Source organism: Streptomyces sp. NA02950, from assembly GCF_013364155.1.
Taxonomy (GTDB): Bacteria; Actinomycetota; Actinomycetes; order Streptomycetales; family Streptomycetaceae; genus Streptomyces.
The window spans coordinates 18,015-41,745 of record NZ_CP054917.1; the positions used below are offsets into that span (position 1 = coordinate 18,015).

Below are 23,731 nucleotides of genomic sequence, written 5' to 3' on the forward strand. Positions count from 1 at the left end.
CGACAGACGGCCGTCGCCGCCTCACGCGGCGTTCGCCGCCTGGTCCCGCAGGAGTTCGCTCGGCGAGATGTACACCCGCCGCCACGGCGGGGTGCGGCCTGCCTCCCGCTCCTTGGCCTTGGCCCGCTCCCAGGCTCGGGAGACCGCGGCCTCCGTCGCCTCGAGGCGCTCCGCCACCTGCGCGACCGTCAGGTCCGTCCACTCCATGAGGTGGACGAGGACCTCCCTGCGGGACGCCGCGTCCAGGATGACCGACTCCCCCAGCAGGAACCGGTCCGCGAGGTTCTCCCCCTGCCCGAGCAGCGACACCCGAGCATCGGTCTGCGGCAGCGCGGAAGGGTTGTCGATGAGGTCGTCGTCCCACGCGAGCGGCCCGTGAAAGCCAGCGGCCTGTGCCGTTCGGCGGACCCGCTCGGCAACCCAGGCCCGGATGCCGTGGTCCTCGGGACGCTCGTTCCACAGCTCGTCGTACAGCTGCACCACCGTCTTCGCCAGCGGCACCGAGGTCCGTGCGAAGTTCAGCGAGTTCCTGAAGGAGCAGTACGGTCGTCCGGCCCGCTCGGCCAGCATCGCCCGCGACCATCCGCCGACCGCGAGCGCCTCGACACGACGCCGTGTCCCGGTCGGGTCGACGGTGGCGCTGTCGGGGAAGTCCTCCAGCTTCGGCCAGAACCCCAGGACCGCCTCACCGATCTCCCGGGTGACCTTCTCCCCCGGCCCGTAGCCGTAGGTACCGGCCGTCACGTGGCGCAGCGCCTGGGGCTGAAGTCCCAGGGCCTGTTCAACTCCCTTGATCGGCATGCCCAGTTCGGCCAGCGCCCGCAGGTGTGCGCGGACCGGCTCGGCGGGCATGAACGGGTCCCACTGCCCGTAGGCGATCAGGCGCCGCCGCCGGGCGGCCCAGCGGGCGTGTGCCGCCCGCTCGGCCGGCCCGCGGGTGGGGGTCGCCGTGCTCACGCAGCCACCTCCAGCGACTGCACCGCGCGCGTGGACGTGCCGACGTGGACGCCGAGGTACTCCGCGACGTCGATGTGCCGGGCGCCGCTTCCGCGCAGGCGCCTGATCTCGTCGGCGTGGTCGTCGCGCAGCCGCTGCCACAGCGGGCGCCGGTCCCGGGAGGCGCGCCGGGCCAGGGCCTTGCCGCTGCCCCCGACCCACCACAGCGCGACCCGCACCGTGATCGCGTCCACCGTCAGGCCCTCGCCGGTGAGGATCTCCGCCATCCGCCGCGGCGCGTGACCGCCGTTGCGCAGCTTGTGCAGCCGGTAGCGCCAGCTCGGCGAGAGGAGCTGCTCGGCGCGCTCCAAGTCGGGGCGCTCACCGATGAGTTCGGCGACCTTCAGCACGCGTCGCTGGGCCTCGTCCAGGCCGCCGACCATGCCCTCCGTCTCGGCGATGCCGCCCGCGGCACGGTCGGTGAGGCACGCGACGCGGACCGGGCAGGTCAGGCAGATCTCCCGGGCGCGGGCCTGCGCCGCCGGGCCGGGCTCGAAGAAGTCGTCGGCGTTGGTGGTGTGGCAGGCGCTGCGCTGCGCCCAGTGGCTGCCCTTGGCCGCGGCGGGGCGGCCGGTGAGGACGGCGGCGGGGGTCATGCTGCTGCTCCCAGGGGGTCGAGAAGGGTGAGGTGGTCGGGGGCCATCTGGGTAAGGTCCGTGACCACGAGGACGAGTTGGGGGCCGGTCTTGAGGACCTCGCCGAGGCGCATGTCGGGGCCGATGACGCGGGTGGCGTCGTCGTCGGTGAGCACGCCGGCGTCGACGACTCCGTCGAGCGCGGCCTTCGCCGAGGGGTACCAGTTGCCCGGGTCGCGGCGACGCCGGTCCTTCGCCCGCAGGTAGCAGGTGACGTAGGCGCGCTCGAGGTGCGGCACACGGGCGACCTGGGCCGCGATGCGGGCGGCCTGCCGCAGGGCGCGGGTCCGATCCGAGCGCTGTAGGTGGTGCAGCCGCTCGTTGCTGGTCATCAGGGTGAGCCCGGTAGGCAGTTCGATGCGCCAGGTGCGCGCAGGACCGGGAGTCAGTTCCGTCACGGTCATCGGCCCGCCTCCGCTCGGGCAGCCGCCGGACGCACCTCGGGGAACTCCTGGTGGACGCGGCCGTCGAGTTCGTGGCCCGCCGCCTTCTTGCCGACGCTGTAGAGCTGGGTGAGGTTGGCCCGCTGGTGCCCGGCCCGGATGGCTTCGCCGTAGCGGGGGCCGTCCGGGTAGGCCAGGTCGCCGGGGGCGTACACCGTGCCGTCGTTGGCGAGGGTCACGCCCTGGCCGCGGGCGCCGCGCACGATCCGGCCCTCGCCGTCCAGCGGCGCCTCGAGGCCCCACTGTCCCCACTGTTTGAACCAGTAGCGCACCCCGGAGTGGGCGCACTGGTCGCGCAGGAGGCGGAACCAGTCGGGGTGCGCCGGGCGGGCACCCGGGCCGGACTCGCCGCCGGCGACCACCCAGTCGAGCCGGGGGCCGGTGACGAGCGGGTGCATCACCAGGCCGGTGCCCGTGGTGTACCCCTCGCCCAGGCCAGGGCGTCCGTCGAGCCAGTAGGTCAGCTTCCTGCGCCCGCCGTCCGGGTGCACAGGGCCGCAGAGGTCGATCGGGCCGAGCAGCGGTTCGGCGCTTATCCACCGTACGGCGGCCGGGGTCTCGAGGAGGGCGGGGATCCGCATGTCGGCCGTCTTCTGATCTTCCACGGACACGCCGAGCCAGAGGTTGGGCAGCTGCCGGAGCTGGTCGAAGGTGGCGGGGTCGCAGACGCTGGCGCCTTCCTCGATCCACTCCTCGGCGCCGCGGTGCCGGTAGGCGTCCTGGCGTGCGTGCCGCCCGACTTCCTGCCAGAACTCGCGCTTGCCGAGCAGGGACCGCATCCGGCCGTGCCGCTTGGTGAGGACCTGGTACGTGTGCCGGGGCGTCACGGCGATGACCGCGAAGATGCGGGCGATGAATTCCTCGGGAACCTGCTCGTGGAACAGGTCGCTCTGCGAGTTGACGAACACCCGCAGCGGCTTGCGCCACCTCAGCGGATCGGTGAGACGGTCCTCCACCAGGTTGACCTGGCCGGTCCAGTCGAGGCGCCCATCGGTCGTGTGGACGGTTCCGGCGTACGCCGCTGCGATCTTCGGGTTGGGGTTGTAGGTCCGGATGTTCGCGGTACGGATCGCGTAACAGCCGTCGCAGCCGGACGAGACTCGGGTGCAGCCGATGATGGGGCCCCACGTCTTGTTCGCCCACTCAATGGCGGTGTTCGTCGACACGGCTGTCCTCCTCCTTGGGGAGTGTGTGGCTCAGGAACGAGAGGTCGAGGTCAGGCCGCGGGTGCCACAGGCTGAGCGAGCCGGTGTAGGGGATCGGCTCGATGGCGCGCAGGTCGGCGATCTGCCAGTGGAAGATCGGGTCCAGGACCGTGGGGTCACCCCAGGGGGCGCAGCAGCCGCCCTTCTCCTCGTGGCATTCGGCCAGCCGTCCGTACGCGACGATCGCGCCAGTGACGAAGTCGTCGAGGTCGGGTACGTCGGGAAGCGCGGTGATCCGCGGATCGCTCAGGGCGTCGCGGTCGACCTTCTGGCCGGCGTGCAGCAGCACCGTGGCGCCGAGCAGGGCGGGCGGGATGGGCCAGGTCCGGTTCTCGATGTTCTTGCCGCCTGGCTGCAGCAGCGCCCAGGGCCAGGGCTGTTTTACCGTCAGGCCGCGTACGGCGGGGGCGAGTTCAGGCATGGGTGAACTCCCTGGCTGCGTAGGCGAGCAGCTGCTCGGCGGTGTCCTCGGTGACGTACAGCCGGGTGCCGATCTGCGCCGGGGTGAGGCCGAGGTGGGCGAGCGCGACCGCTTCGGTCGCCCAGACCCGCACCCGGTCGGCGACCGGCACGTAGGAGCGTCCGACGCTCAGGGCTTGGCCCTTGGCGCGCTGCGCGTGGCGATCGCGGTGGGCGTCGTACGCCGTGACGCAGCGGTGGCAGTAGCAGCCGTGCGTCGGGACCCCGGCGGTGGTGCCGTGCCACTTCTCCTTGCCGGTGTACAGGCTGCGGCCCTCGCGGGATGGGGGCAGCCAGTCCTCCGCCAGTTCGGTCACCTTCCGCGGGGCGCTGGCCTCGGTGACCTGCTCGGGGCACGGTTGAGGGCAGCCCGCGCACAGCGTGGCTGCCGTACGGCGGGCGGCGGCCTGGGCTTCGGACCCCTCGTCCTCGAACAGGGCGTCCCACACGTCGAGTCGGTCCGTGCACGGCAGGGTGACGGCGACGGTCGCGGCCGTCACGATCGCTTCCCGTGGGTGCACGTGCCCTGGAAGCAGGGCAGGGCACGCTCGCGCCACTCCTGCTTCGTCAGGCGCTCCATGGTCCATCCTTCGGCCGCTTCCCGGCGCCGGTCGGCGACCTTGGGGACGAACTGCTTGTGGGCGTCCTCGGCGAGCGGGCCGATCTCGTCGACGTAGGAGGAACTCTGGGCGCAGCCCTGGGGGTCGAAGCGCACCCAGTGATCGCTCCCAGTGGCGGTGCTGGTCGCGCTGGTCACTGCTCACCGCCCGGCCGCTGAGGGCTCTGGCTGTTCTGCAGCGCCTCGATCTCCTTGTCGAGGCGGATCCCCTCGAGGCCGGCGACCTCTTCGCCGAGGGTGAGCGCGGCGTCCATGGTGTGCGCGTACGCCGCGGCGGCGCCGAGGTCGCTGATGTAGTGCCAGTCCCCGTCGTGCCAGGCCCGCTTGCCGGTGAAGGCGCCGTCGGTGATGGCCCAGCGGTCGTCGTACGGGCCCGGGCCGCGCTCGACGGTCACCTCGGCGTACCCGCCGAGCCGGTTCTTCACCGGGATCCGGAACTCGCGCACCAGCTGCAGCCGGGCGTCCAGCTCCTCGGCGCGGTCGGCGAGCCAGGCGATCGACTCGGCGAGGGGGGCGTCCGGGTCGGTGGGGACCCGGCGCGGCTGCCCGGCCGGGGCGATCACCTCGCCGACGGCGTCCAGCGTCTGCTCGGCCGTCTCGGCGCGCTGGTGCTGCTCGGCGACGATGTCGAGCAGGCGGGGGACGTCGGTGCGGGAGTGCGCCATGAACGTGCCGTCGGACAGGAGCTGCGCGTAGTCCTGCTCCTCGGTCCAGTCGTCATGGTCGTCGATGTTGTCGATCGGTTCCTCGTCGAGGCGGGCGATCTGACGGCGGCACCGGTAGCCGGTGTCGGTCTCCTGCAGGCCGGCGACCACCTCGACCATCGTGCCCTGGTCGTAGACACCCCAGTCGCCGTCGGTGGCGGCGGCCTGCCGGGCGTCGACCTCGGTGAGGTAGGCGGCGTGCCGGGCGGGGTAGGTCCGGGAGTTCTCGGTCATGCGGTGAGGTCCTCGTCTCCGGTGCACTCCTCGGCCTCGCGGCGCACCGCCGCCAGGTCGTCGGGGTGCTTGAGGGGCTTGGTGTGGATGTGGTCGTGGCGGCAGCGGCTGCGGGCGTGCAGGCAGCCGTCGGTGAAGTGCAGGTCGGTGAAGTCGTCGACGAGCGCGATGGCGTTGCCGTCCTCGTCGCCGGTCCAGTCGCCCGGCTCGACGGGCACGTTGTCGTGGCCGGCCGTGCCCCAGACGAGCGTGGTGTTGGTCCACGCCTCGTATGCGGCGGCCTGGCCGGGGCTCTGCTCGGACAGGTCGGGCGTGGGGGCCTCGAGCGGGTTGAGCGGGCCGGCCTGGTCCACGCGCAGGCGGGCGGCGAAGTCCGCGCTCGCGGCGGCGGTCAGCAGCGCCAGGCCGAGCTCCTGAAGCGCGTATGGGTCGCCCTCGATGGCGCCGAACGGACCGGTGACGACTCCCTGGTACATGCCGTGCTGGCCGGGCCGGGTGTCGACCTCGTAGTGCTCGTCCCGGTCGGGGTCGAGCGCGGTCACGGAGATGGTGCCGTTCATCCCTCTCCCCCGCTCGGGCTCAGGGTGCCGGAGCGGCCGGCGTCGATGACCTTGGCCGCGGCGGCCACCTCGGAGGCGATGTGCAGTTCCTGGGCCAGGCGGGCGAGTTCGGTGGCGTCGCCCTCGAGGACGACGCCGCCGAAAGTCAGCCGGCCGAGGTAGTTGCCGTCCCAGTCCGGGACCGTCTCGGCGTCGATGGCGGTGTCGTCGTGCAGGCGGACGTAGACCGGGGCGGGCTGGCTCGGCTTCGGCATCAGCAGCCGGTCGGCGAGGCGCTGCAGTTGGTGCTGCAGGCGGCGGAGCAGGCGCGTGTACATGGGGCGGTGATCTCCTCGGCGGTCAGGCCCGGCCGCGGCGGGTACGGAAGGCGGTCTCCACACGGCGGTCGAAGTCCAGGCCGGCGCGGTAGCCGTCGGCGTACTCGGCGTCGGCGAACTCCGTGATCCAGGCCAGGCGGACGGCGACGACGTCCGCCGCGGTGTTCGCGGCGTCGTCGCGGCCGGCCTCCAGGCCCGAGACGTACGGCGGCAGCGCGTCGACGGCGGCCGGGGCGGTGGTGGTGTTCACGGTCGGGGTGCTCATGGCGTGGCTCCTGTGTCGGCTTCAGGGGCGGACGGTGTGGTTGGCCAGTCCGCGCGCCCAGGCGAGGCGCGCGCGGTGCAGGTCCGGGTCGGTGCGCAGGGTCGAGGCGGCGTCGGCGATGTACACGGCGGCGACCTCGCGGTCGAGGGAGGCGAGCTGCAGCTCCGTGTGGCGGGCGGCCTGGAGCGCGGTGGCCTGGTCGACGGGCTTGGTGTGGTCGAGGGCAGCCAGGTACAGGGACATGACGGTCCGGCAGGTGCCGGGGGTGGTGCGTCGGGCGGTGAGCATGGCGGGGTCTCCTGTCCGCCGGTGCTCGGGTCGGCCGCCGCTCGGCCGCCGACTCGGGCTCCGGTCAGGCGGCGGCCGTGGCGGCCTGCGGGTCGAGGGCCTCGGCGGTGCGCAGCAGGCGGCCCATCACCTGGGTGCGGGTGGGCGGCTGCGCCTGCCGGAACGGGGCGGTCGCGGCCCAGTGGGAGACGCGGTCGATGACCTCGTCGGGGCCGTCCGTCTCTGGCATGGTCACCTCGGGGCCGAGGGCGTCGTACACGGCGCGGATCGCGGCCATCGCCCAGGCGCTGCTCTTGATGGCCTCGGTGGCGGCGACGGTGTCGGTGCGGAAGACCTCCGGCAGGACGCAGGTGGCGCCCTGGTACAGCGCGGCGCAGAGGTCGAGGGAGCCGTCCGGGCCGACGTAGCTGTCGTCGCCGGTGTACAGGCCGTGCTTCTCGATCAGTTCGACGGCGCGGCGCAGGTGGTCGGCGGTCTTCATGGCGGGGCCTCTCCAGCCGTGGTGGGGCGGACGTGCGCGGTTGGTGCGGCCGGACGCGCGGGTGGGTGCCGCCGCGCGTCCGGCCTGGAGGGTCCGGCTCGGCCCCCGGGATCCCCCCGGGGGGTGGAGGCTCAACCGGGCGGGGCCGAGCCGGAGTTTGGGTGGGCCGCTAGTCCCAGCGGGACTCGAAGGTGGTGTCGTCGCGGCCGTAGTTCTCGTCGTTGGCCAGGGACCAGGCGTGGGCGTGCTCGCCGCAGAGCGTGAGGCCCTCGGCCTCCTTCGCGTGGTCCGCGTTGAAGATCAGGCCGCATTCGTTGCACTCGGCGATCTCGGCCGTCGCGGGGAGGCTGATCCGGGCGTTCTGTGCCGCCTGCTGCGCGATCGCCAGCCGCTCGACCTTGTCGCTGAGGCCGCCGTCGACGGTGGCGGCGCCGCCCTCGTAGCCGAGGAGTGCCATCAGGGCCCAGTGCAGGTCCTGGTCGTCCTTGCTGAGCTCGGCCAGGTTGCGCTCGGCGGGCAGCCCGATCGTGCGGTCGGGGGCTATGACAGCCATCGAATCCTCGATCCGTAGCGGGGGTGTTCTCTGTCGGCGCTCCAGACACTACGGGAAACCCAATACGTAAGCAAGGGGTTTGGATTGGGTGGACATGAAGAAACCCCCTCCGGGACTCCGGAGGGGGCGGTCGGGCGGCGGCAAGCCTACGAGACGTCAGGGAGCGGGCCAGGAGGGCGGGTTGGACCGGCTAGCTGTCCGCCTCCGCGTTCTCGTCCTGGCGCTCGCCGTGCAGGACGAGCATGTCGGACAGGGACACGAGGTGCCGGCGGCCTCGCTTCCAGATCCTCACGCCGGCGGCCTCCGCGTCGCGCCTGAGCGTGGAGTGCGAGACGGGATGACCGGTCGGCTGGAAGAACGCGGCTGCGGTGAAGAAGTCGACGAGGTCGTCCGGCGGAGGGGTGGGGGGCTGGGAGGACTGCATTACATAACCCGTCATCAAGTCCGCGGCCCGCCCGGGCTGGCGGGCCGCGTAAGGGGCATCGGCTGGGTGCTAGCTGGCGATCCGCTGGACGCGCCGGCTCGCGCGCTCGGCAGCGAGCTGGGCCAGCGTCCACATCCGCGGCTGCCCCCGATCGGCGCAGTAACGGTTGACGCACATGGCGGCCTTGTGCGTGACCACCCAGATCAGCCCCCAGGTGCGGCAGGCCGGGCAGGGCTCGCGCCGGATGACCTCGGTGTCCCCCATCAGCAGCGCCGAGGAAACGGCGTGCCGCCACTCCATCGCGACCAGGTACTCCTGCCAGTCGATGCCGAGGTCTTCGGCCTGGACCCGGGCCCGCTCGTACGCGGCGGCGCGGCTGGGCTGTCCGGGATCGACGGGCTGCGCGGGGGCTTGGCGGGCCGCTGCGATGAAGTCGGCGACCTCGCCGTCACAGGCGGCCAAGTGGTCCAACACCAGGGTGTTGGCTGGGGCGTTGCTGTGGACCCGGGTGGCTGAGCGGCCGAGACTCGGTCCGGCGGCGGTCGAACCCGCGCGCTTCCAGTCGGCGCTGTCCAGTTCGTCGAGAAGGTCCGCTGGCTCCTGAACCCCGGTTTCCGGCCGCGCAGCCGCTGGCCCGATCATGTTCCCCACCCCCATGGAGCGCCCGGCCCCGGGGCGTGCAGAGGGACGCGGCAGGGCGGAGCTACGCAATGATCTGTAAGCGTTCTCTAAGCAGCCATCATGTCACGGGCACATGCGTTCGGTAAGAAATTACCTGCGCGTATTCAGCACTGGCCTGCACTGTTACAGAACGGGGACAAGACGTGGCCTCATCGACCTGACGGGGAGTCCCCCACGAAGTCCGGTGCACGGACCGCCTCAACGGCGAGCCCCGACAGATAGGTCGCCTGCGAGTCGCTCAACACGCCGGCGGCGCGGGCCCCGTCTATCAGCAGGCCGAATCCAGCCGCCGTGATGCGGTGCGCCTCGGCCGTGGCCGGGTCGGTCAGGGTGCGACCCATGTCCCCGAAGATCTTCTCCCACCAGGCGGCGACCTGGAGGTCGGTGGGACGACCGTCGCCACCGGCGCTCGCCACCGGCCGGAGCGGGATCACGGCTGCCTCCGGGGAAGGCTGGCGGATCACGCCGTGCTCCTTGCCAGGTTCGTCTCGCGCGGCCAGGCTGGGGCCCATTACTCCACCTTCTTCCGGCAGGCTTCTTCGGGTTCACACGGTTCGGCCGCCGGTGGCCTCCGTGCCGAGCCAGAGTGTCAAGATCCACCTGGATGCACCAGGGGGCAGGGTCAACTTGTCAACAAAGTGATGTTCGGGGCAAGGACCTCGTGACGCTCTCCGGCAGATATGTGGGGGCGCCCCCACGTACGTGAGCTGCCGCGTCCGATGTTGCCGACAAAGAACACGCACCGCCGTACGAAGGGGCGCCAGAGACCCACCAGGGAGGTGCGCACACCCCCCGGTGACACGGGGAGTGTATCGCGCGTTGGTTCCAACCAACACTGATCTTTGGTTTTGTGATGGTTGAGAGTGGGGAAACACGGCGAACACGCCGCCCGGCCTCTCCCCCGGCCGCCGGAGTGATTGCCCCGCAATCACCGAACTCCCCGCCCTTGCCGCGGACTGCGCCACGGCCCGGCCGCCGAAACGACCGGGCCGTGGCGCGTGCGTGATTGCGGGGCAATCACTTCCTCGTCCTGCAGGCGACGTTCGCCCCTCTCCCCCCGTGGGTGATTGCCCCGCAATCACCCGCCTACTTCGAGATCCGCTTGAATCCCAGGCCCTTGGCCACCGAGAGGTAGTCGGCGGTGGCCTCGCCGGCGCGGTCGAAGTAGAGCAGCGGCTTCTGGTGGGCGTATGACTCCGGGATCTTCGTCGAGCGGCGGATGCCCGGCAGGACCAGGTCCCCGTATGCCTCCTCCACCATCTTCTTGCCGTCGTCCCAGACAGCTCCCTGGGAGCGGGTGGTGGGAACGTCCACCAGGAGCACGCCGACCAACTCGGCGTGGGCTCCGTACTCGCCCCAGGTCTCCTTCACCAGCTCGATCTTCTGCTCGATGCGGGTGAGGCCGCGGAGTTCCTTCAGGCCGGGCTTGATGCATGCGACGATCTCGTCACTGGCCAGGATGGCGCCGATCACGACCAGGCCGAGGTTCCCGGGGCAGTCGATGATGATGACGTCGTAGTCGCCCTTGATGGGGGCGAGCAGGTTCTTCAGCCACAGCTCGCGGGCCATGGCCGTCGTCAGATGCTGCTCGGCGTTCTCCATCTCGTGCGATCCGAGCACCAGATACAGGTTGTCGATGACCTTCGTGTCGGGCCCGCCGAGCGGACCGGCGAGGGCCGGCACGATCGCCTCCGAGAGCTTCACGCTCTTGTCGGTGAGGCAGTCATAGATGGTCTTCTGGTCCTCGAGCTGGTCGGGGAAGGCGTAGCCGAGCTGGTACGACGCGTCGCACTGGTCATCGCCGTCGACGACCAGAACCTTCCAGCCGAACTCGGCCAGCTGCGCGCCGAGGTTCACGCCTGAGGTGCTCTTGCCGGACCCCCCGACCTGGTTGGTCATCGAGATGATCCGGGGAACGCGTTCTGCCTGGACGGTCATGGAGATCTCCACAGTGATTGCCCCGCAATCACGCACGGGATCCTGGCGGGGGAGTGGCGGAGCACCAGGAGGCATCGTGCCGGCGTGTGAAGGGCTGAGTGAGTACGAGTTCCTGCCGTGTCGTCCGCCTGAGCCGTCAGGTCCGCTGACGGAACATCGGGGAGTGAAGTGATTGCCCCGCAATCACCCGCGTGCGCGGGGCCGACGCGGTGAGAGCGTGGCAGGCACGGTAGGAAGGGGAATGCTGGGGCGCACGTTATCGCGCCAGGCAGGAAAAACGCCAGTCGCCCCGCCGAGAAATCACTCGACGAGGCGACTCGTGGAAAGCGGCGGCGCTTCAGTCGCTCAGGATGAGCTCCTGCAGCTCCTCGAACTCGGCAGGGGAGAGGCGCTCCTTGAGACCGGTGTAGATGTCCTTCACCGTGGTCACGGCGATGACGCCCCGGTCCGAGACCGTGGCAACCGTCCCCGCAGGCTGCTGATTCTCCGTTTCGGCGGACGACTGCGCACCCCCGTTGGAGCCGGTGGTGGTGGTATCCGGCAGGTTCTGTGGCGGCTCTCCGGTTCCCGTCTCGGGCTTCTCGGAGGAATCCCCGGTCTGCTCGCCCTCCCCTGTCTCGGTGTTCCGCTGGGAGGGGAACGTGTTCTGCTCGGTGCCCGCGGGCTTGTTCTCCCCGCCGCCTTCAGCGCCGTTGCCGGACTCCTGCTGCTGGCCGGTGCCGCCGTCCCCAGTGGTCTCCGGCTGGGACTGCTGCGCGGAGCCGCTCTCGCCGGCCCCGGTCTCCTGCTGGTTGGTGCCGGACTCCGGCTCCTTGGTCTGCTCGGACGGAAGTTGCTGCTGCTCCAGCGGCACCTTGCTCTTGACGATGACCTCGGCGTCGTCGAAGGACAGCGTGCCGTCGACGTACGCCTGCTGGAGGTCCTCGCGCAGGCCGGCGAGAACGGTGGCGGCCTCCTTGATGGGCAGCAGCCGTTCCCCGCCGAACTCGAACTCGAGGCCCCGCTGCCGGCACCAGTGGTCGATGACCGCCTGCTGCAGCGGCTCGATGAGGCTCAGGAGCTTGATCTTGTGGGAGATGGCCGTCTGCGACGTCCCCTTCCCGAGGCGCTTCGCGAGCTCCCGCTGAGAGATGCCCAGCTCGTCGAGCGCAGCCTGGTAGTCGGCACCCTGCTCAATGGGGTCCAGTCCCAGCCGCTGCTCGTTCTCCTTCATCGCGGCGATCCGCAGCGAGCCGTTCTCCGACACGGTCTTGCGGATGAAGACCGGCACCTTCTCCAGCCCCCGCAGTTTCGCGGCGGCCAGTCGGCGGTGGCCGTGCAGAACGACGAAGGGCTTGCCGGACTTCGCGACGTGCTCGCGGTGCTTCGGATAGTGCTTGACGTACGCCTCGGCAGTGACGACGGTCAGCGCCTGGACGACTCCGTCTTCGTCGTAGGAGTCGGCAAGCCCCTCGACGTTACGGAGCCGCTTGCGGCCGTTCTCTGGGCTGGGCAGCAGGTCCTCAACGGGAAGTTCAGACGTCCCCTTGTTGAACAGGCGCTGTTGTTCTGCTGCCGCTCGGTGGGTACCGAGACTGACGTTGTTTGGCATTCCGGCCATCGGGTCTCCGGGGGAGGTGGTGCTGATGTAGTGGGTCTCAGCCGCGAGCTTATCCGTCGGCACGGGGCGGCCGGAGGGGTGGCGTCCGATACGGGCGCGCACTGTGTCCGAGATGAGCAGAAATGCACCCTGCGGCGGTGGGTCCGGCGGGAAGTCGTGGACGGCGCAAGGTGATTGCGGGGCAATCACTGCGGAGCGAGATCGGCGGCCTCGGCTGGCTCGTCCGCGCTCAGTATGCCCTCTGCAGCGGCGCGTTGGGGCGCAGACACCGCGACGAGGTAGACCGGCTCCTGGAATATCTGCTCCGGGATGGCCGGCCGGGGGTAGGTGTCGCGCGGCCGGGGTGATTGCGGGGCAATCACTGCACCGGGACGGCGGGGGTCATGCAACGGCGCGTTCTGCACTCGGGGTCCTTCTCTCTCGGCCCGCGTCATCAAGGCGCGGGGTCGCTGGGTGTGGAAGCACGGGCTGCGGCGGCCTTCTGCCGCCGGGCCTCTCGCAGGGCCCGGGCGTGGGTGTCGGCCTTGCGCGCCCTGTCCTCCTCGAGGCTCTGCTGCAGGTACTGCGCCTCGACGTGGTCGTCCGGGTCCGCCTGGATCCGCATCCGGGTGAGCGGCACGTACGGGGTGCCGCGGGCCGCGTCGCGCTGGGCCTTCTCTTCCCGCAGCCGCTCCCGGACCTGGGCGTAGTCGGACGTCGGTTGAGTCCCGGGCGGCTGGGAGCGGGTCGGCGGGGAAGGCGCGGGCTCGGCAGCGGACGGTTCCGGTGCGGACGCCGGTCGGTGGACTCCCTTGCGGACCTTGATGGTGGTGAGCGTGCCCGGCTTCAGCGCACGGTTCACGTCGTCGCACAGCTGCCGGGAGACCAGTGACAGCATCCGTGCCCAGGAGTCCGACTCGCACACGACGGTCAGGGTCTTCGTCGTCTCGTCGTACTTCACGGCGTGCCAGTGGGCTGCGCGGTCCTCGCCGATGATCGACGGCCACTGGTTGAGGAGGCTGCCGCCGTCGGCGGCTTCTTCCCAGCCGTTGTCGACGAGCCACTGCTTCCAGATGCTGCCCAGGGACAACGGGTCGCGTCCGTCGTAGCGGCGCCGGCGTATGGTCCGCTTCGGCTTGGGCGCCTGCTGATTCCCCTGCCGACGGGCCGCCTCCTTCGCCTGGCGCAGGGCAATGCGTGCCAGGTCGGCACCGCTTGCGGGAGGCACATCCGTCGTCATCGCGCCCCCGGGAGTGATTGCCCCGCAATCACCTCGGCCGACGCGGGGGAGGGTGATTGCCCCGCAATCACTCCGGGCCCGGCCTCCGGGTCGCCCTCCAGGGCTCGAGGTGATTGCGCGGCAATCACCGGCGGCGGGGCTGCGGCCAGCACGGTGGGGCAGCGCCACTCGCTCCGGCAGGCCGAGCACACGGTCCGCCCCTCGGTTTCGACGGGGACGTGCAGGGCGAGCGCGGCACGCAGGCGGCCCAGTTCGGCGAGAAGGTCGTCCAGATCAGGGTCCGTTATCGAGCTGGCCGTGAGGTGGCGGGACATGTGGAGTCTCTCCTGACGCGCTGTCAGTGCAGGCGGATGCGGGGGTTGTTGGCGTTGGCGTGGAGCTTCTGGCACAGGTCGACCAGCTCCGGCCCGTACAGCGCGACCGCGACCTGCGGGCCGGCCAACTCGTACGTGGCCAGCACCAGCCCGGGGTCGCCGTCGTACTTGTAGGCGGCCCACGCCTCGGCCCGCATTCGCTTACGGGTCTCTTCGTCGAGGTCCTCGAGGCCCGCACACTGCGGGTAGTCGTCGTCCTCGGCCTGCCGCTCGCGGGTCTCCTGCACCGCCGCGGCGAAGTCGGGATTCGGCGCGACCGCGTTGGCCCAGTCCTGCTGCAGCTGGGCATCGCCTTCGCGGACGGCCCGCTCCCGCAGCAGCCAGCTAGCGATGTACGTGTGGGGCCGGGTCGGCCGCCAGTCCAGGCCGGCCACGACCGAGGGCGAGATGTCCCGCAGCCAGACGTCGACCTGCTGCTCGGTGCATCCCTCGGCGAGCTTGTCGACCAGCACCCACGACAACTCGCTGATCTTGGCTCGCTGGGTCCAGTTGTGCAGCGGGCGCAGTCGGCGAGCGAGACGGTCGGCGGCCTGGAACAGGGCAGCGGTCACCTTGTGGCCCAGGGTGCTCGTCTTCGGCGGCTTGATCCTCGAGGCCCGCGCGCTGCGCGTAGCTTTCTCTTTCCCACCATCAACATCAGCAGGTACGTGGGCGGAACCACCACGAGAAGGGGGCGCAAGGCGCCCCGCAGCCGACTCCTTCGCCTTCGCCACAGCCTGCTCCCGGCCGGCCTCCGTGAAGCCGATGACCGTCGCCTCGTAGCCGGTGCCTCGTAGCCGGTGGCCCTTGGCGGCGTCGTACGCGAGCGGGATGGTCGCGCCGTAGATCGTGGCGGTGGCGGTGTACTTCCGGCCCGGCAGACGCAGGTTGCGCTTGGAACCGTGCTCGAGCCAGACCAGGGCGCCGAGTTCGCGGAGGTACGCCACGTGCCGCTTCACCGTGGACTTGTCCACCTTCAGCTTGGCCGCGGTGCCCAGGAGGTCGTACAGGACGATGCCCCGCCGGTAGTCCATGCGGGCGGCCAGGTCCATCGCCACGCGCATTGTGGTGAGGGTGGCCTTCGGGTGGAGCTTCGCTTCGAAGATCAGCCAGTCCAGCGCGACCAGCCAGTCGCGCGGCTCGCAGCGGCGCGAGGCGGTGTGCATGACGTCCTGGGCGCTGCCGCGGACCAACTCGAAGCGGTCGCGCGCGGCCTCGGCCGACGGCGTGGAGGGGTCAGGTTTGGGCGCAGATGTGTCGCCCGCAGGGGTGGTGAAGGGCTCGACACTCCCCATTTGGGCAGGGTCGAGCTGACAAACGGCAGCGCTGTGCTGCATTATGGGCTCGTCGTCCTCTCCGGAGGGCGGCAAAACGAGACCCCTCCTGGGGGCTCATTTGCCTTTCGAAGCACGAAGGGGGCGTGAAAACGGCCTCTCGGAAGTGCTTCTGAAGGTGGGTGTTTGAGCAGTAACCCGCCCCTGTGATGGGCGGTGAAGTCCCGAACGGCCGAGTAGCGACCGGGCGATCGGGCCCTAGTGGGAAGTGCAGGCGGGCACCTGAACTGACCACCGTTGGAAGTGGCCGCGCGTGGCTCGACTGGTTGACGGGCAATCAACTGGTCGGCGAACAGCGGCCGGCGGAGGGTTCCGTGATTGCGGGGCAATCACCTCCGCGGCAGACCTACGTCATGCCAGCCCCCCTTCGGGGGAGGACCTGGCCATCCCTTTTCCGCTGCGAGATCACGCCGAAGACGGCGCCGCCGGTGCGGAATCGAGGAAGAAGAACAGTCCGAGACATGCCAAGACCTGCCCTCGGGCGTGGCGCGTATGCGCTGCCCGGGTGGGTCCTCATGTGCCGTGCACTGGATGCACGGGTACGATGGCTCATGCCTCGGCCGTCCCAACACGGTCTCGGCGCTTTTTCGGCCCTCGTTACCCCGGCGTCCACTCCGGGGGTGGCGGGGGCCATAAGCGTTTTCGGACTAGTGCGGCCACCGGATCCGTGATCCCCAAATATGGCCAGGGCTGAGCCTACCTCTGCGACCGCGTGGATTGCGACCACCTTCACTCCGACGTGTCGCATCGACTTTTCGCAGGTGTTCACGGCGTTTTCCTTCCTGTCAGGCTGCCGCAGCGGCAGGGGCGTTGGTGGTGTCGCCGGTCGCGGCGCGACGGCGGTTGCGGGCCTGGGTGCCGGCGGCCCGGCAGGGCTCGCAGGGGCAACGGCGCTTGGTGTAGCTCGACTCCGTGCCGTGCTGGTCGACCTGGAGCTCCGGCCCGGCCGCGCGCCGCGCCTGCTTGCCTGCTTTCTGAGCGAGCGTCAGGGCTGCCGCGAACACCGAGTCGTGCTGGCGCAGGTTGTACACCGGGGTCCTCGACAGCCCGGCCGATGCTGCGGCCTCGGCCACCGTGGCACCCCGGCTGATGTCGGTGAGCAGCTGCTCGATCTGCTCCGGGTTGGTCAGGGCCGGCGGCCGGCCCCGGCCGCGCCGCACCGGTACAGCGGGTGCGGCGGTGCGCGGCTCGTCGTCCGCGGGCGCCGGGCGCAGGGGGAGGAGGGCCGTCGTCACGCGGCGGCCTCCAGCTCGGGGCCGGACGGCCGCTCGCCGGAGATTCGCTTGGCGGCCTCCTCGAGGAGCGCGGGCACCGTCAGCTCGTCGGAGTGGAAGCCGAGCTGCTCGCACATCTGGGCGTACACCCAGCGGACGTTGGGGTAGGGCCGCTTCATCGTCTCGGCCGCGGCCCGCAGGTCCGGCTGCTCGGCCAGGGCCTGCAGCAGTGACGCCTGCGCCGGGGAGGGCTCCCAGTTCTCCGTCGGCTGGGGCCGCTTGTCGCCCTGGCGGGCGAGCCGGGCGCGCCGCTTCTTCTGTGCCCGGCGCTCCGCACGGCGTTCGTCGGCGGTCATCCCGCCCCACACGCCGTCGGACTCCCACCATCCGCTGCCGCCGAGGGCGTAGGCGCGGCAGGCCGCCAGGACCGGGCAGCCGCTCAGGCAGACCTTCTTGGCGTCCCGCTCGTTGGCGGCACCGGGCGTGTAGAAGAGGTCCGGGTCGATGACGAACTCGCCGAGTTCGTCGGTGACCGCGCACAACCGCAGCGGCCAGTTCGGGTGGGCTTCGAGTTCGGAGAGGGCGGCGTTCTGGTCGGGGCTGAGCATGTCGATCCTCACTCCTCGCGGGCCTGCGCCCGGATAATCACGTCGGTGGCCTCGGCGACGACGAGCGTCGCGGCCAGCTCGGACCGGGTCCGGCGGTGCACAGCACGCTCGAGGACCCGCTCCAGCCGTTCGCCGGCCAGGGCCTGGTCGACCCGGCGGCGGTGCCACCACAAGACGGCAGCACCGGTGAGCGCCGCGGCGGCAAGGCAGCGGATGCGCATGGGAGTTCACCTCCGTCCACGGCGCGGTCGGGGCCAGGGCGACCCGGCGGGCGGCGGTCATGCCGCCAGCCCGAGGGGTTCGAGTTCCTGGCCGGTGATGAATTCGAAGGCCATCGCCCCCAGGTCGCGGGCGATGTTGCCGGTGACGGCATTGCCGACCATCGAGATCAGCTGCTTGTCGCGGTCCTGCTTCTTCTCGGCGGTGGCGATCAGCTCGTAGTCGGCGGGGAAGGTCATGGCGACCTTCCGTTCGTCGATCGTCACGAGCCGGGCGTGCCGATCGCGGACGTCGGCAGCGGTTCCGCTGACCCACAGGTGGTGGTTGCCGCCTGCGGTCAGCGTTGACAGGGGCCGGCTGGTGGGCCGGTGCGTGGAGCCGCCACCCCGCAGCTCGGCGATGAACGGGGCGCCGCCGTACTTGAGGTGCCCGTCCTGGATCTTTCGCCAGGTGTTCGCGTTGTGCGGGCGGAGGTAGCGGTCGCCGATCAGCGGGCCGGGGTTGGAGAAGTCCAGGACCTCGGCGATCGGGCGCAGCGCGTACGGCTCCAGGTCCACGGTGGCGCACGCCTTGTGAGGGCAGCGCCAGGTGTACTGGGAGATGTACTTGCCCCACGGCCGCTGCGGCGAGCAGGAGTCCGTCAGCTTCCAGCTCTGCAGCGCCTGCACCTTCCCGTGCCGGGCGCACACCACGAGCGGGCGCATCCACTTGTCGAAGTTCGGCGTGCGGCCGACGGACTCGTGCCACAGCACGACGTACATGCGGTCCCGGCTGGTGTGCGCGGCCGGCCCGTAGGCGGCGGCGTGCGCAGAGTTCGCGTAGACGATGCGGTGGCGGTAGCCCCACGCACGCAACTGGGCGAGCCACGCGTTGAAGGCGGCGCCCTTGTTGTGCTTCGGCCCCCACAAGCGAGCCTCGACCACGTTCTCCACGACGATGAACAGGTACTGGTGGAACTCAGCGAACCTCGGGACACAGTGCATGGTGGCCCGCGAGCGGATGGCGGTTTCGTCGGCGCCGGTCGTGGAGAACAGGCCGTCGACGAACTCGCCCTGCAGCCGCGGCTGGCCCTGCGCGACGGTGTGGTGAGTGCATTCCGGGCTCGACCACAGCGCGTGGGTCCGCGGCCACGCCGACGGCACCACCTGCGAGAGGTCTGCCAGGTGCACCCGGACATGCTGGTGGTTGGCCTTGTAGGTGGCCGTGCAGTGTGCGGCGTGGTTGCCGGCCTGGACGACGACCGTGCCGGGCACCTGCTCGAGGCCCCCGGGCACACCCCCGCCCCCGCCGAACTGGTCGCTCCACGTCACGGCGAACGCTGCCATCAGGCCGCCTCCGCTCGCCGGTTGGCCCGCGCGAACGCCTGGTCGACCGCGGCCTTCGTGACCCCGATCCGCTCGGCGGCCTGCTGCCGGGTGTACCCGCACGTCTCCATCAGCCAGGAGATGTCCTCGACGAGCGCGGCCGTCCGGGTCGCGCGGGCTCCGAGGTCGGGGACTGCCGCCGGGTCGTCGATCGACTCGTCGTCCCAGGCGAGGGGGGAGGGCCATCCGGCTGCCGCGGCGCGCGCCAGGGTACGGGTGATGCCGCGGGCGGTGGCGCCGAAGGCGCGCGGGTCCGCGTTCCACGCCCGGTCGTACAGGGCGGCCACCCGCTGAGCCATGCCCACGGTGACGGTGGCCTGGCTGAGCATGGTGTGGAAGTTCATCGGGTGCATATCCAGCTCACCGGCCAGCACCGCGTTGGGGAAGCCCATCGCCCCCAGCGCCCGCACGCGCCGTAATGAGCCGGTGGCGTCGATCGGTATCCGGGAGGGCGGCGCCGCCGGGTCGGCACGCAGGACCAGGAGCGCCCGGGCGTGGTGGGCGCGGATCTGCTGGGAGGGCGCCCTCCCCAGTGAGGGCCGGCCGTACAGCAGTCGCTCGAGGACGCCGTGCGACATGCAGGCGGCCGTGGCGAGGTGACGGCGCTGCATCCCGGCCTCCATGAGCCCCCGCACGTGGGTACGCACAGGCTCGGCGTCGACATACGGCTGCCACCGCCGAAGGATGATCTGCTTCTGCCGGTTGGCGACGTACGCGGCGTTGGCAGCGCGGCAGATCGGGCACCGGCACCCCTCGCGCTTGTACTTCGCGTAACCGTGCTCGCGGTCGGCCACTACGCCGCCCCCTGCTGGGCGTTGGCCTGCTGGCTGCGGGCGTACGCCCGGGAGAGCCGGAAGGAGACGAGGTCGCCGAGGGTCGTCAGCTTCCCCTGGTGGTCGATGGCGGCCATGCCCGCCGCCCGGCACTCCTGGATCTCGCGGGCCAGCTCGGACAGCGACTCGTACGTGGCCTCGCCGTCGTACGCGCGGTGCAGCATGTCGGTGCGCGGAGCACGGTCGACTCCTTCGTCGGCCCACTTCCTCAGCGCGGCCCCGACGGCGACGGCGTCCGTGAGGACCTCGTCGGCGAGGGCGGGCGCGGCGGACTTGGTGACCACCATCTCGTGGGTCGGCAGCAGGGACGCCGCGAAGTCGACGTCGTACTCGAGGCCGTCGCGGGCCTCGGCGCGCATACTCACCCGGGTGGGCACCGTGCGCCCGGCGGCGTCGGTGGCCAGAACGGCTTCCAGGCGGTTACGCAGGACGCCGATGACGTGGCCGGGGAAGCACTGCACCGCCTCGATCATCTGCCGTTCCACGGGCCGGACTTCGTCCCAGGCCGCATCCCTGCCGCCCTTGCCGCCGCGCTGGGCGACCTGGTCGCGGACGCCCTCGGGGCCGCTCCAGAACGCGGACCAGCTGGCGAGCACGACCACGTCGTATGAGGCTGCGGCGTACAGCGCCAGGCAGAGGTCCTTCGGGTCGAACGAGGTCATCTCCGTGACGTCGAACGTGACCTCGTCGGCGTACTGCCGGGACCTGCCACGCTCGGTGTCGATGACCGCGATGGTGTCGCCCAGGGCGGAGGCCATCCGCAGAGCGGAGATCAACCGGTTGGAACCAGGCGGGCCGTCGAGGAGCGCACGTACGGGACGGGCTTCCTTCGCGGCCTGCGCGAACTGAAATTGGGTGTGCGGAACCAGGCCGCCCGCGGATGCGGGGGCCTCGGCGGCGGTCGCCATGAGGTGGGTCTCCTATGCGGTTGTTCTGTCGCGGAGGGCCGGGCCGGTGTCGGCTTCCAGCCCGCAGGGCGCCCCCGCGCGGCGTCTTACTCCTGGTCCAGCTCGCCGGCCAGGTAGTCCTCACGCAGGTACTGGGTGATCACCCGGGACGGATTGACGAGGAACTTCAGGCGCTCCTTGTCGGCCTTGCAGCGGGCCTCGATCGGCGCCCAGTCGTCGTCGCTCATGCGCAGGCTGGCGCTCGGCAGCGACTTGACCGGCTTCTCGCCCGCCGCCCGGCGCGGTGCCCGCACCGGTTTGACCGGCGTGATGCCGCCCTCGAGGTACTTCGTGAACCCGCCGCGCAGCACGTCGGCGAGGCTGCGGTGTTCGCGCTTGGCCTTCTTCTCCGCCGCGTCCTTCACGTCCTGCGGGATGTACAGCGGCCGGGACGGCAGGTCTCCCGAGTCGTCGCGCACCGCCCACACCGCGCGGCCGGCGGCCCGGGCGAGCGCGCCGAACGCATCGGCGCTGCCCTCGAGCACCCCGAAGTCGGTCTTCAACTTGGCGACGCCGCCCTCGGCGATCACCTCGTAGGACGTCTTGTCGGTCAGGCGGAACACGGGGACGGAGGGCTGCTCGTCAGCCACGGCGGTTGATCCTCTCGACGGCGGGCCGCGCCGGACCCTGACCGGCGCGTCGGCGTACGACATGTACGACCTCACTTTCGCAGAACCGTGCCGGAGGTCCCGGTGGTGCGTGCTGCACCAACCGTCCCGGCGGCCCCACGATAACTAAAACCCTATACGTAAGCAATGGGTTTTGGGTATGGTGTGGTCGTCCGGCACGTCGACTACGAAAGGAGGACAGGGCCGCTCCGCCCGAATCCGCCAATGCCCACCATGCCATTCAGCGAGTTCTTCGCGAACCTCATCGCGGAACACGCCACCGATCCGCCCGCTCCGGAGCCAGTGCCGCCGCCGGCCGTGACGGTCGAACTGGTCCCCGTTGATCCTGACGTGCCCAGCGCCCACGTCGCCTACGCCTTCAACCCGCACGAGGGCGCCCGCTCCCAGGCCAACTACCACCTGCGCCTGGACCAGGATCTCAACGCCGGGCGCCTGGTACGCAAGAGGGGCGACGCCCTGTGCAAGCCGCAGGCGAAGTTCTGGGGGCTGGAGCCCACCCGGCCGGCCGACCGCCGCGCCCCCTCCTGCCCGACCTGTATCGAGCGAGCCGAGCGCTACGGCATCACCGTCCGGCAGGCCGCATGAGCCAGACCGAGCAGGAGACGGCCAAACCGAAGCGGCACCGGTGGGACAAGATCAACGACTACCGCAAGCGGTGCGGGGACTGCGGCATGCTCGCCGACCGCCGCCCGCACCCCTACCGCCGCCAGTGGTGGACCGAGTGGACGCTGGGCGAGAAGTCCTGGAACACGCTCCAGGGCGACAAGACCCCGCCCTGCCAGCCCAAAGACGAAGACCGCCAGCCCCAAGACGAGGCGGCGGCCCAGTAGTTCACACCGCGTACGGCGCGGCCAGCGTAACCGATCTTCATTTCACAGCACAGCCCCAAAATCCCCACAGGCGTGATTGCCGCGCAATCACCCCACCCGCCCCAGCAGAAACGGAGACCCAGTTGAGCACCCCCGCCCTGCCCGTGAGGAGGAAACGCGAGCGCACCGAGGGCTGGCGCAAGGGCGACGGTGTCATCGTCGACCGCACCACCCGGGACTTCGGCAACCCCTTCACGCTCGACTGGGCCTACACGCTGAAACTGGCCGAGCGCGGCGACCGCGCCAAAGCGCACGAGGCCGTCGTCGACCTGTACCGCAAGTGGCTGGCCGGCGACCGCACCTACTTCAACGACGCCGAGTACGACCTGCAGCGCGACCGCGTCCTCGACCGCCTGGAAGAGCTGCGCGGCAAGGACCTCATCTGCCCCTGCGAACTGGGCCTGGCCTGCCACGCCGACGTGCTCATGCAGTGGGCCAACGCCGACCCGGCCGAGACCGCGCGGTACGTCACCCTCGCCCGGCGCCGCGTCGACCGCTCGAGGGCCCGGCGCGGCGAGACCCCGCTGCAGCACCTGCGGGACGCTGCGTGACCGCCGTCGCGGCGGTCGTGCCGAGCATGCCCGAGGCCGACGCGGCCTGGATCCGCGACCACGTCCTTGCCCCGCTGGAGATCCCGCCCGCGGAAACCGAATGCCCCTGCCAGATCACCTCCAACGCCTGCCGGTACGACCGGCACGGCGAGTGCGGCCACGAACAGTGGATCGCCTGGGGCGGCTACGAGCACGAGACCGTCATCGGCCAGGGCTTCGGCCCCTTCCCCTGCCGCGGGAGCTTCCCTCTCGGCAGTACCGCCACCGTCTACCTCGCCGACCGGCGCTGCCGCGTCCGGTGCAACTGCCGCTGCCACCAGCCCCCGCCCGAGCCCAGCTCCACTCCCACCCACACCGAGCAACTCGATCTGTTCACGGAGGAGTTATGAGCAAACGACCGGTCACCCACTACATGGCCACCCGCCCCGACGGGACGGTCCACCCCAGCTGCGAGTACCTCGCCCGGTACGCCCGCGAGCACGGCGAGCCCGTCACGACCGTCAACCTCGCCGACCACGTCGGCCAGACCATCGACCACCCCAGCCCCGGCAAGAAGTGGTACACCGACGCCCCGTTCTCGTACTTCCACATGTACACCAAGCCCGGCGAGATCCTGGAGCGCATCGAGGAGGGCTGGCCGATCCGGCTGTTCGTCGTACAGCCGCGCGGAGAGACCGGCAACTGGGGCGAGGGCCACTACCCGTACTGGCTGATGTCCCACCAGGTCCACGTCGTAGCGGAGACCGACGCCTGGCGTGCCTTCGGGCACCGCGGCGAAAAGGTCCTCAACACCATCGCGCAGGTGCCCGACCTCGCCCGGCAGTGGGCCGAAGCGTGGGCCGCCGACCCCGACGGCGCCCGCCGCCAGTACGCCGCCTGGGACGAGCGCCTGGACGACACCCGGGCCGTGACCGACTGGGCGCACTGGAAGGCGCGGTACTCCCGACGCGCGGCCGGCCTCAAGACGGCCTACACGCTCGCCTCGGCCGCCGCGGAGAAGGCCGCGACCGACGCCGGCGCCGACACGGACGTCGTCGCCGCGATCAGCCTGCGCGCCCGGTGCCTGGTCGCCGGTCAGCTCCTCCACGACCGGATCTGCTCGGGCGAGTACGAGAAGTCGATCCGCGCGCTGCTGCTCGGCACCCAACTCGACACCCCCACCCCCGTCGCTGCCTGATCAACCCGTCGG

33 protein-coding genes are annotated in these 23,731 nt (G+C 71.0%); 5 read left to right on the forward strand and 28 right to left on the reverse strand.

The window, feature by feature from the left end; all coding sequences use genetic code 11:
- Positions 1-21 precede the first annotated feature (21 nt).
- The 28 genes from HUT19_RS41350 to HUT19_RS41485 form a co-directional block, all read right to left on the reverse strand.
- Positions 22-957 (reverse strand): hypothetical protein, encoded by a 936-nt coding sequence (locus tag HUT19_RS41350; RefSeq protein WP_176187998.1) that lies wholly within the window; start codon positions 955-957, stop codon positions 22-24.
- Positions 954-1,592, reverse strand: a complete 639-nt coding sequence (locus HUT19_RS41355; RefSeq protein WP_176188000.1) for a WhiB family transcriptional regulator — start codon at positions 1,590-1,592, stop codon at positions 954-956. Before HUT19_RS41355 ends, HUT19_RS41350 begins: the two co-directional genes overlap by 4 nt.
- A complete protein-coding gene (locus HUT19_RS41360; protein ID WP_176188002.1) occupies positions 1,589-2,035 on the reverse strand; it encodes a hypothetical protein in 447 nt (148 codons plus the stop codon). Before HUT19_RS41360 ends, HUT19_RS41355 begins: the two co-directional genes overlap by 4 nt.
- Positions 2,032-3,240: a DUF5131 family protein gene (locus tag HUT19_RS41365; RefSeq protein ID WP_176188004.1), complete on the reverse strand. Its 1,209-nt coding sequence runs from the start codon at positions 3,238-3,240 to the stop codon at positions 2,032-2,034. The genes HUT19_RS41360 and HUT19_RS41365 overlap by 4 nt, the downstream gene beginning before the upstream one ends.
- Entirely contained in the window at positions 3,218-3,700 is a 483-nt protein-coding gene (locus HUT19_RS41370; RefSeq protein WP_176188006.1) for a hypothetical protein, read from the reverse strand. The genes HUT19_RS41365 and HUT19_RS41370 overlap by 23 nt, the downstream gene beginning before the upstream one ends.
- On the reverse strand, positions 3,693-4,238 hold the full coding sequence (locus tag HUT19_RS41375; RefSeq protein WP_176188008.1) for a hypothetical protein: 546 nt from the start codon (positions 4,236-4,238) through the stop codon (positions 3,693-3,695). The genes HUT19_RS41370 and HUT19_RS41375 overlap by 8 nt, the downstream gene beginning before the upstream one ends.
- Entirely contained in the window at positions 4,235-4,495 is a 261-nt protein-coding gene (locus HUT19_RS41380; protein ID WP_176188010.1) for a hypothetical protein, read from the reverse strand. Before HUT19_RS41380 ends, HUT19_RS41375 begins: the two co-directional genes overlap by 4 nt.
- A complete protein-coding gene (locus HUT19_RS41385) occupies positions 4,492-5,295 on the reverse strand; it encodes a hypothetical protein (protein WP_176188012.1) in 804 nt (267 codons plus the stop codon). The genes HUT19_RS41380 and HUT19_RS41385 overlap by 4 nt, the downstream gene beginning before the upstream one ends.
- Complete coding sequence (locus tag HUT19_RS41390) at positions 5,292-5,855, reverse strand: hypothetical protein (protein ID WP_176188014.1); 564 nt, start codon at positions 5,853-5,855, stop codon at positions 5,292-5,294. Before HUT19_RS41390 ends, HUT19_RS41385 begins: the two co-directional genes overlap by 4 nt.
- Positions 5,852-6,172, reverse strand: a complete 321-nt coding sequence (locus HUT19_RS41395) for a hypothetical protein (protein WP_176188016.1) — start codon at positions 6,170-6,172, stop codon at positions 5,852-5,854. The genes HUT19_RS41390 and HUT19_RS41395 overlap by 4 nt, the downstream gene beginning before the upstream one ends.
- 22 nt (positions 6,173-6,194) lie before the next feature.
- Positions 6,195-6,437 carry a hypothetical protein gene (locus HUT19_RS41400; RefSeq protein WP_176188018.1) on the reverse strand — a complete coding sequence of 81 codons (243 nt, stop codon included), beginning with the start codon at positions 6,435-6,437 and terminating at the stop codon, positions 6,195-6,197.
- Positions 6,438-6,458: 21 nt separating this feature from the next.
- A complete protein-coding gene (locus HUT19_RS41405) occupies positions 6,459-6,725 on the reverse strand; it encodes a hypothetical protein (protein ID WP_176188020.1) in 267 nt (88 codons plus the stop codon).
- Between the two features lie 64 nt (positions 6,726-6,789).
- Positions 6,790-7,206, reverse strand: coding sequence for a hypothetical protein (locus HUT19_RS41410; RefSeq protein WP_176188022.1), 417 nt, complete (start codon positions 7,204-7,206; stop codon positions 6,790-6,792).
- A 169-nt stretch (positions 7,207-7,375) separates the two neighbouring features.
- Positions 7,376-7,759 (reverse strand): hypothetical protein, encoded by a 384-nt coding sequence (locus tag HUT19_RS41415; protein ID WP_176188024.1) that lies wholly within the window; start codon positions 7,757-7,759, stop codon positions 7,376-7,378.
- Between the two features lie 190 nt (positions 7,760-7,949).
- Positions 7,950-8,198: a hypothetical protein gene (locus HUT19_RS41420; protein ID WP_176188026.1), complete on the reverse strand. Its 249-nt coding sequence runs from the start codon at positions 8,196-8,198 to the stop codon at positions 7,950-7,952.
- A gap of 54 nt (positions 8,199-8,252) precedes the next feature.
- Positions 8,253-8,825, reverse strand: a complete 573-nt coding sequence (locus HUT19_RS41425) for a hypothetical protein (RefSeq protein ID WP_176188028.1) — start codon at positions 8,823-8,825, stop codon at positions 8,253-8,255.
- A gap of 188 nt (positions 8,826-9,013) precedes the next feature.
- On the reverse strand, positions 9,014-9,328 hold the full coding sequence (locus HUT19_RS41430; RefSeq protein ID WP_176188030.1) for a hypothetical protein: 315 nt from the start codon (positions 9,326-9,328) through the stop codon (positions 9,014-9,016).
- Between the two features lie 622 nt (positions 9,329-9,950).
- Positions 9,951-10,802, reverse strand: a complete 852-nt coding sequence (locus tag HUT19_RS41435; RefSeq protein WP_176188032.1) for a ParA family protein — start codon at positions 10,800-10,802, stop codon at positions 9,951-9,953.
- A 337-nt stretch (positions 10,803-11,139) separates the two neighbouring features.
- Positions 11,140-12,402 (reverse strand): ParB/RepB/Spo0J family partition protein, encoded by a 1,263-nt coding sequence (locus tag HUT19_RS41440; protein ID WP_176188034.1) that lies wholly within the window; start codon positions 12,400-12,402, stop codon positions 11,140-11,142.
- A 433-nt stretch (positions 12,403-12,835) separates the two neighbouring features.
- Positions 12,836-13,609, reverse strand: coding sequence for a DciA family protein (locus HUT19_RS41445; protein ID WP_176188036.1), 774 nt, complete (start codon positions 13,607-13,609; stop codon positions 12,836-12,838).
- Between the two features lie 349 nt (positions 13,610-13,958).
- Complete coding sequence (locus HUT19_RS41450) at positions 13,959-15,269, reverse strand: hypothetical protein (protein WP_176188038.1); 1,311 nt, start codon at positions 15,267-15,269, stop codon at positions 13,959-13,961.
- Positions 15,270-16,093: 824 nt separating this feature from the next.
- The gene (locus HUT19_RS41455; protein ID WP_176188040.1) at positions 16,094-16,543 is read right to left on the reverse strand and encodes a hypothetical protein; all 450 of its coding nucleotides are present in this window, start codon (positions 16,541-16,543) and stop codon (positions 16,094-16,096) included.
- On the reverse strand, positions 16,540-17,130 hold the full coding sequence (locus tag HUT19_RS41460) for a WhiB family transcriptional regulator (RefSeq protein ID WP_176188042.1): 591 nt from the start codon (positions 17,128-17,130) through the stop codon (positions 16,540-16,542). Before HUT19_RS41460 ends, HUT19_RS41455 begins: the two co-directional genes overlap by 4 nt.
- Before the next feature lie 8 nt (positions 17,131-17,138).
- Entirely contained in the window at positions 17,139-17,351 is a 213-nt protein-coding gene (locus HUT19_RS41465; RefSeq protein WP_176188044.1) for a hypothetical protein, read from the reverse strand.
- Positions 17,352-17,408: 57 nt separating this feature from the next.
- Positions 17,409-18,674, reverse strand: coding sequence for a DNA cytosine methyltransferase (locus tag HUT19_RS41470; RefSeq protein ID WP_176188046.1), 1,266 nt, complete (start codon positions 18,672-18,674; stop codon positions 17,409-17,411).
- A complete protein-coding gene (locus tag HUT19_RS41475; protein ID WP_176188048.1) occupies positions 18,674-19,507 on the reverse strand; it encodes a hypothetical protein in 834 nt (277 codons plus the stop codon). Before HUT19_RS41475 ends, HUT19_RS41470 begins: the two co-directional genes overlap by 1 nt.
- Positions 19,507-20,454 carry a hypothetical protein gene (locus HUT19_RS41480; protein ID WP_176188050.1) on the reverse strand — a complete coding sequence of 316 codons (948 nt, stop codon included), beginning with the start codon at positions 20,452-20,454 and terminating at the stop codon, positions 19,507-19,509. Before HUT19_RS41480 ends, HUT19_RS41475 begins: the two co-directional genes overlap by 1 nt.
- 86 nt (positions 20,455-20,540) lie before the next feature.
- Positions 20,541-21,146, reverse strand: a complete 606-nt coding sequence (locus tag HUT19_RS41485) for a hypothetical protein (RefSeq protein ID WP_176188052.1) — start codon at positions 21,144-21,146, stop codon at positions 20,541-20,543.
- A gap of 189 nt (positions 21,147-21,335) precedes the next feature.
- Here HUT19_RS41485 and HUT19_RS41490 point away from each other — a divergent pair, with 189 nt between their 5' ends.
- The 5 genes from HUT19_RS41490 (at position 21,336) to HUT19_RS41510 (ending at position 23,719) form a co-directional block, all read left to right on the forward strand.
- On the forward strand, positions 21,336-21,707 hold the full coding sequence (locus tag HUT19_RS41490; protein ID WP_176188054.1) for a hypothetical protein: 372 nt from the start codon (positions 21,336-21,338) through the stop codon (positions 21,705-21,707).
- A complete protein-coding gene (locus HUT19_RS41495) occupies positions 21,704-21,952 on the forward strand; it encodes a hypothetical protein (RefSeq protein ID WP_176188056.1) in 249 nt (82 codons plus the stop codon). The genes HUT19_RS41490 and HUT19_RS41495 overlap by 4 nt, the downstream gene beginning before the upstream one ends.
- A gap of 122 nt (positions 21,953-22,074) precedes the next feature.
- The gene (locus tag HUT19_RS41500) at positions 22,075-22,542 is read left to right on the forward strand and encodes a DUF4326 domain-containing protein (RefSeq protein ID WP_176188058.1); all 468 of its coding nucleotides are present in this window, start codon (positions 22,075-22,077) and stop codon (positions 22,540-22,542) included.
- Positions 22,539-22,931 carry a hypothetical protein gene (locus HUT19_RS41505; RefSeq protein ID WP_176188061.1) on the forward strand — a complete coding sequence of 131 codons (393 nt, stop codon included), beginning with the start codon at positions 22,539-22,541 and terminating at the stop codon, positions 22,929-22,931. Before HUT19_RS41500 ends, HUT19_RS41505 begins: the two co-directional genes overlap by 4 nt.
- On the forward strand, positions 22,928-23,719 hold the full coding sequence (locus HUT19_RS41510) for a hypothetical protein (RefSeq protein ID WP_176188063.1): 792 nt from the start codon (positions 22,928-22,930) through the stop codon (positions 23,717-23,719). The genes HUT19_RS41505 and HUT19_RS41510 overlap by 4 nt, the downstream gene beginning before the upstream one ends.
- Positions 23,720-23,731 lie beyond the last annotated feature (12 nt).